Raw genomic sequence first — 14,889 nt, 5'->3', positions numbered from 1 at the left:
ACGGCAGACGATCGAGATCTAGACCAATGAATTCCGTCGCACGTAAGGGAATGTTTCAGCTCGCGTCGTCGGGGCTGATGGGGATTCTCCAGATTGCGCAGATCGGCGCCCTCGCCCGTGTATTCGACGCGCAGGCGCTGGGCGTGGTCGCGCTCTATTCGATGGTGATCGTCATCACCACGGTGTTTTGCGATTTCGGTCTGCAAAGCTACGTGATTCAGGACACGCGTTCCGATGACGAAACCACTACGGACGTCGCGTCCGTTTTGCCGCTATTCATGGGCGTCGGCGTGGCGGTGTGCGGCGTCGCGTGGTTCATCGCGCATTCGATCGTGGGCTCCGCCGATATGTCGATGGCCATGCTGTGGATCACGCCGGCCGTGCCGCTCGCGCTGTTCATGGGCCCGTTGCAGGGCTTCGCGGTGCGTCGTCTGTACCTCGACGGCTGGCGCTCGCCGAAGCCGTCGGCAAAGGCGCGGGCGTGCTCGTGACCGTCGCGCTCGCGTGGTTCTGGCGCATGGACGGCTGCGTGATGGTCGGCTTCTACGTCGCGCTGCTTGCCAAGATTTTCATCCTGCATCACGATATTCGTCCATTTGTCCAGCGCATGTTCACCGCGAAGCGCGACAAACGGCGCATGATGCAAACCATGTCGTATGCGGTCGCGCAGTTGCTCGGGCAGATCGCCAACATCATGGCGGCCAAGGCCGACGAGATGATCGTCGCCGCCACCATGCCGCTGGCGGTCTACGGCATCTACGGCTCGCTCAAGCAGCTCGTCGTACAGGCAGGCGCATTCGTCGCACCGATGATCCGCCGCACCACCATGCCGCTGTTCGCGGACCTGCGGCGCGGCACGGCCGGCGTGTTCTGGACGGTCAGTCAATTGATCGGCTGGTCGAATGCGATCTACATCGGCTTCTTTCTCGCCATCGCGCTGAACGCCGATCTGGTGACGTATCTGCTGTTCGGAAAGCGCTTCGTCGGTCATGCGGACTGGCTCGCGTGGTTCGCTTTCCTGTATTCGTGGCGCACCTTCGTCGGCGGCGGCATCTCGGCGATGTTGCAGAGTACCGGCGCGCCGTTCGTCGATCTCGCCTGGTCGGCAATTCAGGCCGTCGTGCAAACCGTCGTACTATATGTCGCCGCGCCTTATGGCGTCGAAACCATGATGATATCGGCGTCGATCGCTTATGGCGTGCTCGGCGTGATCGGGCATCTCGTGATCGTCGGCCGGCGCTGCAAGGTCGCTCAACGCGAAGTCGTCCTGTCGCTGCTGCTTCCAGTGGTCGGATACTTCGCAATCGGTTTCGTGCTGTCGATGCTCGAGCAGCACGTTTCCATCACCTGGCTGCAACCGGTTTGGGCGGTGCTACTCACATTGGCTATCGCGGCGTTGACGGCGCGTATGACCGGATTCCCCCGATCCTTTGTTGGAGTGAAATTGACATGAACGCTATGGACGTCCCGGTGATCGTCTTCGCTTACAAGCGACCCGATCATCTGAGGAAAACGCTGGCGGCCCTGGCGGCGAGCAAGGGAGCGAAGGATACCGATGTATTCATCTTCTGCGACGGCCCGCGCAAGCCCGCCGACGCGGATGCGGTCGCGCGCACGCGTAAGGTGGCGCAGAACGCCAATGGTTTTCGCTCGGTATTCGTCTGCGCGGCGGAAGCGAATCAGGGGCTCGGACCGTCCGTCATCGCGGGCGTGAGCCGCGTGCTCGCCGAGCACGACGCGGTGATCGTCGTGGAAGACGACGTGGAAGTGGCGCCGGGATTTCTCACCTTCATGCGCGAATCGCTCACGCGTTATCACCATGATCGTCGCGTGTTTTCGGTCGCGGGTTACGCGCTGCCGGTCGAAGGCCGCGAAGCATTCGGCGATGTCTTCTTCGTGCCGCGCATCTGTTCGTGGGGCTGGGCGACGTGGCGCGATCGCTGGCGCTCGGTTGACTGGGATGCGTCGTCGTATCAGTCGTTCATCAACGATCGCCGGGCGCGCGCGGAGTTTTCGCGCGCGGGCCGCGACATGCTCGACATGCTCGTCAATCAGATCGAAGGCGAAGCCGAATCGTGGGCGATCCGTTTCGATTTCGGCCGCTTCGTCAACGGCGATGCGCTGACGCTGTATCCGGTGCAGTCGCTGGCGCAGAACATCGGCGCGGACGGATCGGGACAGCATCAGGGCAGCACGACGCATTACGAAACGCAGGTGTGTTCGCAGATTCACTTCGAATTTCCGCAGCAGGTTCGCGAAGCCGAAAGCATGACGCGCGAGTTCGCGCGTTTTTATCCGCGTCCGTGGCCGAGCCGGCTCGCGATCTGGGCGCGCCGTCTGCATGTGCACGGCCCGATGCGCGATCTGTTCCGTTACGTGTTCGACAATCCGAAGGTGCGAACGTGAATGTTGCGATCGCGGTTCCGGATATCCGCTTTCGTGGCGGCGCTGAACAGGTCGCGCGCGATATCGGCGTGGCCTTGCGTCTCCTGGGCGAGGTGGTGATCGTCAGCGCGTTTTCGAATCGCACGGAAAGCGGTCAGACGCCCGAAGGCCTGACGATCTGCCATCTCGGTCTCGAACGTCCAAAGTCCGCGCTAGACAAGATCGCGATGCGCTTGCGGCTGTCGTCGCATGTGCGGCGCGCGGTGCCGGATGCGGACATCATCATCGGCAACAACTTCTATCGATACTGGGCGCTGCCGCCGCTGATGCGTTCGCGCGCGTTGTGCATCGAAGTGCAGCATCTGTGTTACGAGGAAGAGCGCCCGAGTTATCTGCGGCTGTTGCTGCGCAATCTGCTTTACCGATGGCTCAACGGCGTCGCGGTGTTGACCGAGCGCGACCGCGAGATGTTCGCGCGGCATCGCGTGACGAACACCAGCGTGCTGCCGAATGCGGTGAATATTCCCGCCGAGGATTTTTCGAACGTGCAGCGGCCGAACGCGATCATCGCGGTCGGGCGGCTGACCGCGCAGAAGAACTTCGCCGCGTTGATCGAAGCGTGGGCGAGCGTCGCGCCGCGTCTGCCGGACTAGTCGCTGCGCATCTTCGGCGAAGGCGAGCAACGCGCGATGCTCGAAGGACTCGTGCAATCGAACGCGCTTAGCGACAGCGTGCAGTTCGTCGGCCACAAGAGCGATCGCGAGGAAATCTATACGAGCGGCTCGATCTTCTGTCTCGTGTCGCGCTACGAAGGCTTTCCGCTCGCGTTGTTCGAAGCGGCGTCGTACGGTTTGCCGATCGTCTCGGTCGATTGCGCGTCCGGGCCGCGCGAAATGTTCGCGCTCGGCGAAGTCGGCCGCCTCGTGCCGGTGGACGATCGCTCGCGTCTCGCCGATGCGCTCATCGAACTAGCGAAAGACAGCGGCGCGCGCGATCATTGCGGACGCGAAGCGCGCAAGACGGCGGAAGTGTTTTCGTTCGAATCGTTCGGGAAACGCTGGCGGCAATACGCGACATCGCTTCACGCGATGCGCGGGCGCACGAGCTGAAACGCTCGCGCATCCGCGGCTGCGGTTTTAACCAGCGTTATTGACTGCGCCCGAAGAGCAGTTTGTATCGCGCGGCCGCCTTGGGCACGCGGCCGGCGGTCGGACCGGAAATCGCCGCGTTCGGTCCGTCCGCGTGCGTGTTCCAGTAAGCCTGATACAACACGTTGGCATCGGGTGCGTTGAACCACTCGTGCATGCCTTCGACGAATTCTGGATCGTCGCCGAGACCGTGCGAACTCGTCGACAGTCCCCATTCCGGATACGCCTCTGGATTGCCGTGCGCCTTCGCGAACGCGCGAAACGCGACCAGTCCGCTCGAACCGTTGCGCAGATCGTCCCAGCCTTTCGTGTACTGATCGTAGACATCCATCGAAACGATGTCGACGACATCGTTGCCGGGATACGCGCGATTCCAGTCGAAATTGCGTTCGCCCGTGCGCGCCAGATTCCATTCGAAGCGCAAGCCCGGCGTCTCCTTGCGCATCAGCAACGCGACATGGCGAAACGCTCGGGCGAACGTGTCCGGCGAGCGCGCCGCCGTCCATGCAAACCAGTTGCCGTTGAATTCCCAGCCGAGCCGCACGATGATGCGCTCCGGCGCGCCGGTGTCCTTGAGACGTTGCGCGAGCTGACGATAGACATCGTCTTGTTGTCCGTCCGCCACGGATTGCAGCACATCGGACGGCGAGCCCTTCGCCGCGAGCGGCACCGACACGACTTCCACGTTCTTCGGATTCGCCGCGAACCATTGCCGCGTCGCGCCCAGAAAATACGGATTCGCGATCGTGCGCCACGACGAGTCGTCGACGAACACCACGCGATACGACACCGGCTGACCGACCCAGTCGCCGAACTCGGCGTATTGCGAGATCGAATCGTCGCGTCCCGCGTGCACGCCGATGGCGGGCGCGGCGAACGCATGCGATTGCGCCGCCACCGCGAACGCGATGCCTGACGCGATACGAAGCGCTTGTCTACGATTACCTTGCGAATTTCCCATAGCACCCAGAGAGACAGTCGCGGTCCCGCCGTTGATCACGCGTGTATCAACCGGTGGTGTCGGGGGAGTCATCGACGAAGATTGCGGATGGACGCGCGCGCATGCGCAACATGAAGTCGCTGACGCGCACGCGCTGCCTTTGATGCGGCGCTGCGACCGGGAACGAGAAGTGTCGTGCGACGGCACGAGACGAGACGACTCAAGACGGCACGACGTCGCGAATCATGCAACCACGACCCGGTTTGTTGCCGTCTGAGAATGGAGGAAGCCTACGGGGATGTCAAGGCGGAAGCCGGACACAACTGCGCTACTTTCGCAGCGCAAGCGATGCCCGGTTTCCACTCGCCTACAACAAGTATTCGACTGCGTTACTTGCGGGCGCGGTGCGACTGTCCGACTGATTAACGCGAGAACAGCTTCTTGTATTCGGCAGCCGCGTTCGGCACGCGACCCGAACCCGAGCCTTGAATCGCCGCGTTCGGCGAGCAGGCGCTCGTGTTGAAGTACGAGTGATACAGCACGTTGGGCGCGCCGGCGGCGATCCACGAATACATGTTGTCGACGAACGCGGGCGAATGAATCGCCGTTACCGTGCGATGCCGTCGAGCAGCCCCACTCCGGATACGCTTCCGGCTTGCCGTGCGCCTTCGCGAAGGCACGCAGCGCGTTCAGGCCGACACCGTTCGGGCCGTTCACGATATCCGACCAGCCCGAGTTGTACTCGTCGTACACGTCCATCGAAATCACGTCGACGACGTCGTCGCCGGGATACGCGCTGGTCCAGTCGAACTTGCTGTAGCTCTGGAAGTCCGTGCACCAGTCGAAGCGCACGCTCGGCGTGACCGCGCGGATCACCTTCACGACGTGGCGGAAAGCGGCCTTATAGCCTGCCGGATCCTTCAGCGAGCTCCACGGGAACCAGTTGCCGTTGTGCTCCCAGCCGAGACGGATGATGACCTGCTTGTTGTGATGGATCGCGTTGATGTTGTTCGCGAGCGTCGTGAAGATGCTGTCGCGCTGACCGCTCGTGATCGTCGAGAAGCCCGCATCGCCCGGGAGCAGCAGCGGCACCGACATTACTTCGACGTGACGGGTATCGGTATCGAGCCACAGCTTGGTCGCGCCGAGGAAGAACGGCGAGGCGACATCGTTCCACGAGTTGCGCGCGGTGAACACGTTGCGATACAGAACCGGCTTGCCCAGCCACTGGCTGAATTGATCGTAACCGGTGATGCTGCCGTTGCCGCCCGACGTGTGAATGCCGACCGCGGCCATGCCTGCGGGCGAAACGGAGGGAATGGATGCCTTCGCGGTGCTGCTGAGATCGGAGCCGAGATTGCCGATGCCGCCGTTGTCGCCACAGCAGCCCGTCAACATGTAGCTGCCGGCAATTGCGGTGAGACCCGTGAGAAATTCGCGTCGCTTCATCATCATGAACTTAACCTTCAAAAATTAAGGGCAAAAAAAATCCCTCTGCAATACTAAGCAGATTTTTTGACCTTCACACTTCTTTAACGAAGTGACCAACAGACCGTTATCGCCGGTCTCTCGTGGCCACCCCCATGAATTGCTTAAGATCGCCCCGGTAATTCAGAGGTCGGTTTCGAATCGACTTCACTCAGGTAATTTCTGACATATAGTCGAGCGAACTTGAGTAAGAAGGTTATATGTAATTAATGCCGGATTCGGAAACCTCAGAACCAATGAGCAAATATTAACGTCTGTTACCGGCTCATACCATATTATCTAAGAAAAAATTAACATCATTTCATCAGATAAAAGTAAATAGTGCTTATCCACGTAACTAAATGTGCTCATAGTTTCCGACTAAATAAAACTTTCACGAAGCCGTGAGTAAAAAGACGGAAACCGTCCTCTCGATGCTTCTATACCGCTAGCGGGGGCGACGCTCGCCGCAATAACAGGTTCGCGAACGTCTTGAGATTCGCACTTCGAAGTCCGGAGCCAGGATGATTCGTGCTTGAGACGAAATCCCGGCCCGCGCAAGATCCGCGTGTACAACGCGAATCGATCTGGACATGAGCGCACGGATGCAGACAATGATTCGAGCCGGTTGAGGGCATCTAATTATTTTCGGCGTCCGCATTGTACACAAAATGAGATGGCCGTGTGACCTTAAGTTGCCTCGATGAAGAGGCGATGTCAACTACACCGTATAACTTAGTATTTTTACAAAATTTTAAAGCGAACGCTTAAAACAAGGGGTTTTTGCAAAATAGGCGCGTTTGATGCAGTTTCCTGTCTTATTCCGCCATTGATACGTAATCCGAATCAAAGTAAAATACGCCCGTCTCATGGAGAGAACGGGCGCATCGTACTACATCAAAAACGACGCCAATATTAACGGGACGCGCGCGGCGCCTGAATCATCTTCCAGCCGTTTCCGGCCGGATCGCGAAAACCGGCATCGATGCTACCGTAACGTTCCATCGGTTCCTGCGTGAATTCGACGCCCTTCGCTTTCAATCGGTCGTAGATGGCGCGGCAGTCGTCCACCGACAAGACGAGCGGCGGCATCGCGCCTTTTGCAACCATTGCGCGCAGCGTTTGCGCGGTCGCATCGTCGTGAATGGGCGGACCGGGGGCGAATAGCCCGAGTTGAAACGACGGCTGATCCGGATGCTGCACCGTCAGCCATCGATACGCGCCGTTGCGCACATCGGTATGCACGCGAAAACCGAGCAAGTCGACATAAAACGCGAGCGCCCGATCCTGATCGTCGACATAAACGCCCACCACGCTGATTCCCTGAGTCATGACACCTCCCTGGTCGATGATGGCCGGACTATAGCCTCGCCTTCGGCGCGCCGCTTCTCCAAAACTGCGCTGGTAAGCGCGGGCCGTTGCGCGGCCTTCAGCGCGCATGCCGGCACGCGATCGAGCGCGCCGGGGCGAGCGCGCGCCTCGACGCGCATCGCGCCGGGACTCATGCCGGTGATGTCGCGAAAGATGCGACCGAAGGTGCCGAGACTCGCCCAGCCGGTGGCGAAGGCGATATCGGTGATATCGAGATCGGTGTCGCGCAGGAGCGTGGTCGCCTGCTCGATGCGGCGCGTGAGCAGATAGCGATGCGGCGGCACGCCGAACGCGCGTTTGAACGAGCGCGCGAAATACGCCTCGGAGACGCCGCTCACGGCCGCGAGCCGCGCGATCGGCCACGCTTCGTCCGATGCCGCATCCATGCGATCTTTCGCGCGCAGCAGGCGACGCAGCAGCGCTGGATCTTTGAGTGCGGGCGTATCGGCGGCGCGCAATCGTTTGGCGGGGTCATGGCGACGAGACATGCGTTCGTGATCCGCAGTGGCGATGCGCGTAGTGTAGTCCCGCGCCGACGCGCTATTGCGCCGTCGCGTCGACGGCCTCCGCCCGTGCCGCCGTTTCGGGCGTCGCGCAATCCGCGCAATACACCGCGAGTTCGCGATCGTCGAGCACGCGCGCGGACATCAGCCACGGTTGAGATGCGTCCTCGAATTCGAGTATGCCGATGCTCACATGCGGCGCGCGCCGATCCACTTCGCGCTGACACAGCGAACACGCCGCCGTCACGGCAAACAGCTGACACGCGACTTTCAGCGTCGACACGATCGCCGCCAGCGCTTCGTCGCGACACGATTCGTCGCAGAAGTCGGTCATCAATGTGCTCGACAGCACAGTCGCGATCGTTTCGCCGCCGCTGCGCTCGACTTTCTCCGTCGCCTTCGACAAGCTGAAGTATCGGCTGCGAAGCGCGCCGTGACATACGCCGCACATCCGCCCCTGAAATGAAGTCTCCATTCGTTTCCCCGTCCGGTCATCATGTATCGGCGCAGTGTGACGCGCGTCCGGGACATCCGGCGTCCCGGGCGCGCGCGTCGAACATCTGCCCAGCGCGCGGCGCATCGTCGTTCATTCAAGAATGGGAAACAAGCCTGAGCAATACCGCGCGCGCCAATGCAGTTCCGGCTGAAAAGAAGCGTCGTCAAGCGCGGCCCGCGCCGGGGGCATCGGGAGTTTTACTAGCGGCGTGGCGATCGCGGGATTTTTTACCTTCATCCTTCATACCAGCATCGAACTGCGTTCGATAGAACACGTTGACTCCGGTTCGATCGTGGAAAAATGCATTCGTGGCATGCGAAGACGACGGGAGACCAGGCATATACAAATAGAAGCAGCCGACGTCTCGCACACGCCAGTTCATCAGGTGAAAAAAGCGGAGCGATGCTCCTGTAATCAGCCAATATCGTCGAAAAAGATATGGACTACGTTGAAAGCACAGCGCAGGCAGGGGCCTGCAAATCACCGACGCTCGTCGTCGATGTCGATGCCTGGGCTGATCAGGATCACAAGCGCGCGCCCCGCGCCGATGCGTCGGCGCGCGAGTCGTTCGTCGAATTTCCGTCGCCGCGCCCGGCCGCCGCCAAGCCGGTGCGCATCGATCCGCCCGCCAGCGAGCGCGCGTTCGCCGGCCTGGCCACGATTGCCGCGATCCTGTTCGCGATCGTCGGCGTATTCGCCATGCTGACGATGTTCCGCAAGCAGCGCGCGTGCGAAGCGTTCCTGGACGATCCTTACGAGATGGGCGGACGTTGAGCGTCCGGGCGCGGTCAGCCGCGCCGGAACGCCGCCGTCACGATCCCGCGACGATATACAGCATGCCCACCGGCGCCTTCGACGCGCCGGGCGTCGCCGCGCGCAACGGATAACCGTAAGTGCCGCGCACGCTGACGAAACGGTTCACCTGAAAGCGGAATCCCGCGCCCACGCCCACCAGCGAACCGTTGTTCGGCTCCGTCGGCTGATCGATCTTGTCCCGCGTCCACGAACAGAAAGGGCTGGATCGCGATATCGCTCCGGCCGATCGGCCACGCCGGCGTGCGCAATTCCGTTTGCAGATTCCAGCCGCGATCGCCCTGCACGACGTACGGCTCGTAGCCGCGCACGCTGCTGTCGCCGCCAAGACCCAGTTCCTCGCTCGGCAATAGCGTGTCGGGCGTCCACTGGACCATCGCGCGGCCCCAGGCGGTAAATCCCGCGCCGAGCGCCAGATCGCGTTGTCCGGACAATTGCAGATACGCGTAACGCGGCGTCGCGCCGTGACGCGCGCTTTCGAAGGCGTCGGGCTCGTTGTCGGCGTCGAAGTGTCCGGGGCTCAGCACCGTCGTGAAATTCGCGCGCGACTGGCCGAGATTGTCGGTTTTGTTCACGTCGTAGGCGACCACGAACTGATGAATATGCGTGTTCGAGTTGAACACCTGAAATCCGCCGAACTCCAGATCGTTGTTGGAACGCTTGAAGTCGTAGCCGAACTGCAACTGCTGCTGCCAGCCCGACCACACCGGCAGACGCCAGTCGTAGCGGAAACTGGCCTGCGCGGAAATGCCGGTCTGTCCATAACTGTCAGGCAGACGCGGCGTACTCTGCGCATACACCCCGAACAGTTCGATGCGATCCTGCCACGGCAGCGGCGCCGAATAACTCAGCGCGTGCGCGATGAAACGCGGCCGGTTCGGCCGTCCTTCGATATCCGGATTGCCGGTCAGCGCGTCGTTGCTGGCGGTGACCTGATAGGCGATCTGCTGATCCAGCTCGAACAGATTGCCGTAGTCGATACCCGCGAAAAAGCGGTCGCGGCCCAATTGGCGCACACCCGAGTTGTCGTAACCGGCGGACACGCGCATCGGGAAACGGTCGGCGGTTTGCAGAATGACGTCGGTGGTGTTGTCGGCTTCGCCCGGCGCGTAGACCACATCGACCGAGCGATACGGATTCGCGTTGAGCGTGGCGAGCCCGTTGGCGACGTCGGATTCGCGGATCGCCGCGCCCAGCGCGAGCGGCATTTCGCCGGTCAGCAGCGCATCGGAAAACCAGCGGTTGCCGCGCGCCGTCACGCGCCCGAGCCGATAGCTCGCCACGGTGATATGCACCACGCCATCGGTCACGTCCTGCTCGGGCACGTAGACATCGACCAGCGGCAAGCCTTTTTCGCGATATAGCGCGACGACGGCGCGGCGAATCTCCGCGAGCCGCGCGAAGGTCAGCGGATGGTCGAGATCGACGGCGAAGCGTTGCAGGAACGCGGCGTCCAGCAAGGGCAGCCGGTTCGCGGCGATGCGCCCGTCCACGACACGCGCGCCCTCGCCCGTCGCCGCTGAACCGGCGCTGGCCGCCGTCGCCGCCGATGCATCGAACACCAGTCCGCGCAACGCGGCCACGGCGACCTGCTCCGAACCGGCTTCGGGCTGCGGCGGCTGCGGCGGCGCGGACGGTTTGGGCGGCGCGGGCGGCGGCGTCGGACTGACGTCTTTATAGGATTGGGCTTGCGCCAGGGGGCTCCATAGAAGCAGCGCGGCCACGCAGGGCCTGGAGCGGCGCGGGATCGACTCGGCGAGCGCGATCATCGATGGCCGATGACGCGCAAGAACAGCGACTCGCGTGCGTGCAGCATGGTTGTCTCCGTTTTTTAAGGCCCGCTTTTAAGGCCCGCTTTGAGGCCGATCGCATCAACCTTTTATTACATCGACCTTTTGGGGGTTCGAGTCTAACAGACCCGTTTTGCATCGGCAGACGGTTGCGCGCCGCGAAATACCGCGAAATTTCGCGAAACGCCGCTATGCCGGAGACAACATCGCGATCTGGCGCGCGAATTCCGCCTCGTCCTCCAGACAGCGCAGATCGAGCAGCAAGCTGTTGTCGGCGATCCGGCCGATGATCGGCACGGGCAGCGCGCGCAGCCGATCGGCGAGCGCATTGAGTGGCGCGCCCGACTTCGACGCCGCGTGACGCACGACCAGCGCCGCGCTCGGAATGACATCGACGGGCAAGGAGCCGCTGCCGACCTGACTCGATACCGCCGCGATCTCGACGCGCCAGTCCGCGCCGAGCGCATCGGCGAGCGCCGGACGCAGGCGCTGCGCGACGGCTTCGATGTCGGCTTGCGTGCGCCGCGTCAGCAGGCGCAGCGTCGGGATATCGCGCAGCAGATGCTCGGGCTTGCGGTAGATCATCAGCGTCGCTTCGAGCGCGGCCAGCGTCAGTTTCGACACCCGCAGCGCGCGTTTCATCGGATGACGCTTGATGCGCTCGATCAGCGCGCGTTTGCCGACGATCAGCCCCGCCTGCGGGCCGCCGAGCAGCTTGTCGCCGCTGAAGGTGACGATATCCGCGCCGGCCGCGACCGTTTCGCGCACGATCGGCTCCTTCGGCAGCCCGTAAGCGGACAGATCGATGAAACTCCCCGCGCCGAGATCGACGATCAGCGGCAGCTCGCGCGCGTGCGCGATGCCCGCGACCTGCGCTTCCGCGACATCCGCGACGAAGCCGGTAATCTTGTAATTGCTGGTGTGGACCTTCATCAGCGCGGCCGTGTCCGCGCCAATGGCGCGCTCGTAATCCGCCGGATGCGTGCGATTGGTGGTGCCGATTTCGACCAGCCGCGCGCCGGCGCTGCGCATCACGTCGGGCACGCGGAACGCGCCGCCGATCTCGACCAGCTCGCCGCGCGACACGGACGACTTCCTTGTCGTGCGCCAGCGCCGCCAAAACCAGCAGCACGGCGGCGGCATTGTTATTGACGACGGTCGCGGCTTCCGCGCCGGTCAGCTCGATCAGCACGTCCTCGACGAGGCTGTCGCGCTCGCCGCGTCCGCCGCTCGCCAGATCGAATTCGAGATTGCAGGCTTCGCGCATCGCCGTGGCGACGTGCGTCACCGCCGATTCCGGCAGCAGCGCGCGGCCCAGATTCGTATGCAGCACCGTGCCCGTCAGATTGAACACGCGACGCAGCGCGAAGCTTTCGCGCGAGGCGAGCAGGGCTTCGATATCGGCGATCAGCGCGGCTTCGGCGGGCGCTTTGTAATCGGCATCGCCGATGCGCGCGCGATACGCATCCAGCACCGCGCGAATCGCGTCGACGACGGCGGTGCGGCCGTGATGAACGGTGAGCGCTTCGACCGGCGCCGCGCGCAGCAGACGATCGACCGAGGGAAACGGGCTGGCGGTTTTATTGGAAGTCATGGAGAACCGGAAAACGCGCATTCAGCGCTGGGGAGATTTTCGCATCGCTCGCGACGGCGCGCGCGTCGCGAAGCGTGCGCGTGTCACCGTTGCGAGATCGCGACCGGCGCGACCGGCGAGACGGCGGCGATAAAGGCGTCGGCGGTCATCGGCCGGCCGAGCAGGAAGCCTTGCAGCGTATCGACGCCGAGTTGCGTCAGAAACGCGCGCTGCGCCGACGTTTCCACGCCTTCCGCGACGATCCGCAGATTCAGCGTGCGCCCGAGCGCGACGATGGCCGCGACGATCGCGGAATCTTCGGTGCCGCGCACCAGATCGCGGATAAAGCCGCGGTCGATCTTCATCTCCGTCGCGGGCAGCCGCTTCAGATAGAGCAAGCTGGAATAACCCGTGCCGAAATCGTCGATGGCGATCTGCACGCCGGTTTCGCGCAACTGGCGCAACACGGCGAGACTAAGCTCGACATCGCGCATGGCGGTCGATTCGGTGATCTCCAGAATCAGGCACGACGGCTCGAGTTCGTGGCGTCGCAACGCCTCGCGCACGGTCTGCGCGAGCCCGGCATGCACGAACTGCTGCGGCGACAGATTCACCGCGATGGTCCAGTCGCCGTGTCCGGCGTCGCGCCACAGACGCATCTGACGGCAGGCTTCGTAGAGCACCCATTCGCCCAGCGGCACGATCAGACCGGTGCGTTCCGCCAGCGGGATAAAACTGTCCGGCGGCATCAGCCCGCGCGCCGGATGCATCCAGCGCACCAGCGCCTCCGCGCCGATCGGCACGCCGGTGGTCGCGTCCCATTTCGGCTGATAGTGCAGCAGCAATTCGCCCTGCGCGATCGCCGCGCGCAGTTCGTTGGCGATCTGCATCTGCTAGTAGACGTCGGCGTGCATCGAGCCTTCGAAGAAGCAGTAGCCGTTGCGGCCGAGCGATTTCGCATGATACATCGCCGTATCTGCGTTGCTCAGCAGTTCGCGCGGATTCGCGCCGTTGTCGGGAAAAATCGCGATGCCCACGCTCGCCGACACCTGCACTTCGTAATCGCCCGCCAGAAACGGCTCGCCGATCGCGCTCGTCAGCGCCTGCGCGATATTCGCCGCTTCCGCCGGATCGTCGACGCCGGACAGCAGCACGAACTCGTCGCTGCCCACGCGCGCGACGGTATCGCGGGCGCGCACGTTGGCGCGTATCCGTTGCGACACCTCGACCAGCAACTGATCGCCGACGTGATGGCCGAACGCGTCGTTGACGGCCTTAAAACCGTCGAGATCCATGAACATCAGCGTGAAGCGGCTTTTGGTACGGTCCGCGCCTGCACCAGCTGATCGAGCCGGTCTTCCAGCAGCACGCGATTCGGCAGCTTGGTGAGGCTGTCGTGCAGCGCCAGATACGCGAGTTCCTTGTTCGCCTCCGCCAGCGACGCCGCGAGCACGGCGGTGCGCGCTTCCATCTTGAGATCGAGCACCGAAATGATCGACGCGATCGCCAGCACCGCCAGCGTCACGACGATCACGACCACCGCGAGCCAGCCGTTGTCGGTGTCGTCGCTCGCCGCGCCGCAGACTCTGCCCAGCGGAAAGCGCGCCGCCGCCATGCCCGTGTAGTGCATGCCGACGATCGCCGCGCCCATCACCAGCGACGCGCTGCTGCGAAACAGGAACACGCCGGTCGATTGCCCGCGCAGCCGGAACGCGATCCACAGCGCCACGCCCGACGCGACGATCGCGATAAAAATGGACAGCGCAAACAGCGCCGGATCGTACTCGATGGCGGGCATCATGCGCATCGCGGCCATGCCGGAATAATGCATGCCGGCGATGGCGGGCCCCATCAGCAGCGAGCCGACGACGAGACGCGACATCGGCAGGGTTTTCTGACAAACCAGCCATAAAGCGTAGGCCGATGCGCCGATCGCGATGAGCAGCGAGATAAAGGTGATGACCGGATCGTAGCCGACGGGGATCGGCAGACTGAACGCCAGCATGCCGACGAAGTGCATCGCCCAGATGCCCAAGCCCATCGCGCAGGCGCCGCCCGCCAGCCACCAGTGCGCCGCGCGGCCTTGCGCCGTGGCGATGCGCCCGGACATGTCGAGCGCGGTGTAAGCGGCCAGAATCGCCACCAATAACGAGCAGACGACGAGCAGCGGATTGTAGGCGCTGGCGAGCATTAAGAAATTGATTTTGAGAGACGCGTCGACGCTGGTTTCGCCCGTCGCCTTCGGCACGACGGACGGCGCGCGCCACATTATTCAGTCGATTGCGGTAGGGATGTCCATTACTGAACACCCCCCGCACAGATCCCGGCGTGCCCAATTTAGGCACCGGGCTCCTACCTTGAGTGCTTGACGACAAAGCGCCGATCAGGCCATGGATGAAGAAT

12 protein-coding genes and 2 pseudogenes are annotated in these 14,889 nt (G+C 62.9%); 6 read left to right on the top strand and 8 right to left on the bottom strand.

Annotated features, from left to right (window positions below; translation table 11 throughout):
* Nucleotides 1-26: 26 nt before the first annotated feature.
* From BVER_RS35220 to BVER_RS13320, 5 genes are read left to right on the top strand one after another with little or no spacing between them, the layout of a single operon-like run.
* Nucleotides 27-491 carry a lipopolysaccharide biosynthesis protein gene (locus BVER_RS35220; protein ID WP_083452177.1) on the top strand — a complete coding sequence of 155 codons (465 nt, stop codon included), beginning with the start codon at nucleotides 27-29 and terminating at the stop codon, nucleotides 489-491.
* On the top strand, nucleotides 482-1,453 hold the full coding sequence (locus BVER_RS31530) for an oligosaccharide flippase family protein (protein WP_050453711.1): 972 nt from the start codon (nucleotides 482-484) through the stop codon (nucleotides 1,451-1,453). Before BVER_RS35220 ends, BVER_RS31530 begins: the two co-directional genes overlap by 10 nt.
* Nucleotides 1,450-2,406 carry a glycosyltransferase gene (locus BVER_RS31525; RefSeq protein WP_157056043.1) on the top strand — a complete coding sequence of 319 codons (957 nt, stop codon included), beginning with the start codon at nucleotides 1,450-1,452 and terminating at the stop codon, nucleotides 2,404-2,406. Before BVER_RS31530 ends, BVER_RS31525 begins: the two co-directional genes overlap by 4 nt.
* Nucleotides 2,403-3,038, top strand: a complete 636-nt coding sequence (locus BVER_RS13325; protein WP_050453709.1) for a glycosyltransferase — start codon at nucleotides 2,403-2,405, stop codon at nucleotides 3,036-3,038. Before BVER_RS31525 ends, BVER_RS13325 begins: the two co-directional genes overlap by 4 nt.
* A gap of 3 nt (nucleotides 3,039-3,041) precedes the next feature.
* On the top strand, nucleotides 3,042-3,494 hold the full coding sequence (locus tag BVER_RS13320) for a glycosyltransferase (protein ID WP_332309099.1): 453 nt from the start codon (nucleotides 3,042-3,044) through the stop codon (nucleotides 3,492-3,494).
* A gap of 37 nt (nucleotides 3,495-3,531) precedes the next feature.
* On the opposite strand, the gene BVER_RS13315 is transcribed toward BVER_RS13320, so the two are convergent.
* From BVER_RS13315 to BVER_RS13295, 5 genes are all read right to left on the bottom strand, one after another.
* On the bottom strand, nucleotides 3,532-4,494 hold the full coding sequence (locus tag BVER_RS13315) for a glycoside hydrolase family 26 protein (protein WP_050453706.1): 963 nt from the start codon (nucleotides 4,492-4,494) through the stop codon (nucleotides 3,532-3,534).
* Nucleotides 4,495-4,716: 222 nt separating this feature from the next.
* Nucleotides 4,717-5,928, bottom strand: coding sequence for a glycoside hydrolase family 26 protein (locus BVER_RS13310; RefSeq protein WP_050453705.1), 1,212 nt, complete (start codon nucleotides 5,926-5,928; stop codon nucleotides 4,717-4,719).
* 927 nt (nucleotides 5,929-6,855) lie between these two features.
* Nucleotides 6,856-7,272 carry a VOC family protein gene (locus BVER_RS13305; protein ID WP_050453703.1) on the bottom strand — a complete coding sequence of 139 codons (417 nt, stop codon included), beginning with the start codon at nucleotides 7,270-7,272 and terminating at the stop codon, nucleotides 6,856-6,858.
* Nucleotides 7,269-7,799 carry a helix-turn-helix transcriptional regulator gene (locus BVER_RS13300; protein ID WP_050453702.1) on the bottom strand — a complete coding sequence of 177 codons (531 nt, stop codon included), beginning with the start codon at nucleotides 7,797-7,799 and terminating at the stop codon, nucleotides 7,269-7,271. The genes BVER_RS13305 and BVER_RS13300 overlap by 4 nt, the downstream gene beginning before the upstream one ends.
* Before the next feature lie 52 nt (nucleotides 7,800-7,851).
* Nucleotides 7,852-8,289 (bottom strand): hypothetical protein, encoded by a 438-nt coding sequence (locus BVER_RS13295; protein ID WP_157056042.1) that lies wholly within the window; start codon nucleotides 8,287-8,289, stop codon nucleotides 7,852-7,854.
* A 459-nt stretch (nucleotides 8,290-8,748) separates the two neighbouring features.
* Here BVER_RS13295 and BVER_RS13290 point away from each other — a divergent pair, with 459 nt between their 5' ends.
* Nucleotides 8,749-9,084, top strand: a complete 336-nt coding sequence (locus BVER_RS13290; RefSeq protein WP_050453700.1) for a hypothetical protein — start codon at nucleotides 8,749-8,751, stop codon at nucleotides 9,082-9,084.
* A gap of 14 nt (nucleotides 9,085-9,098) precedes the next feature.
* Here BVER_RS13290 and BVER_RS13285 read toward each other — a convergent pair whose 3' ends face one another.
* The 3 genes and pseudogenes from BVER_RS13285 to BVER_RS13275 all read right to left on the bottom strand — a co-directional run bounded on the left by BVER_RS13285 (nucleotide 9,099) and on the right by BVER_RS13275 (nucleotide 14,677).
* Nucleotides 9,099-10,892 (bottom strand): ShlB/FhaC/HecB family hemolysin secretion/activation protein, encoded by a 1,794-nt coding sequence (locus BVER_RS13285; protein ID WP_370444243.1) that lies wholly within the window; start codon nucleotides 10,890-10,892, stop codon nucleotides 9,099-9,101.
* Between the two features lie 210 nt (nucleotides 10,893-11,102).
* Nucleotides 11,103-12,507: pseudogene (selA, locus tag BVER_RS13280) on the bottom strand (L-seryl-tRNA(Sec) selenium transferase).
* An 83-nt stretch (nucleotides 12,508-12,590) separates the two neighbouring features.
* Nucleotides 12,591-14,677, bottom strand: a pseudogene (locus BVER_RS13275) (putative bifunctional diguanylate cyclase/phosphodiesterase).
* Between the last annotated feature and the right edge of the window lie 212 nt (nucleotides 14,678-14,889).

This window comes from Candidatus Burkholderia verschuerenii (assembly GCF_001189365.1).
Lineage (GTDB): Bacteria > Pseudomonadota > Gammaproteobacteria > Burkholderiales > Burkholderiaceae > Caballeronia > Caballeronia verschuerenii.
Note: the sequence above shows the minus strand (reverse complement) of the source record. Positions and strands in the feature narration are given on the sequence as shown.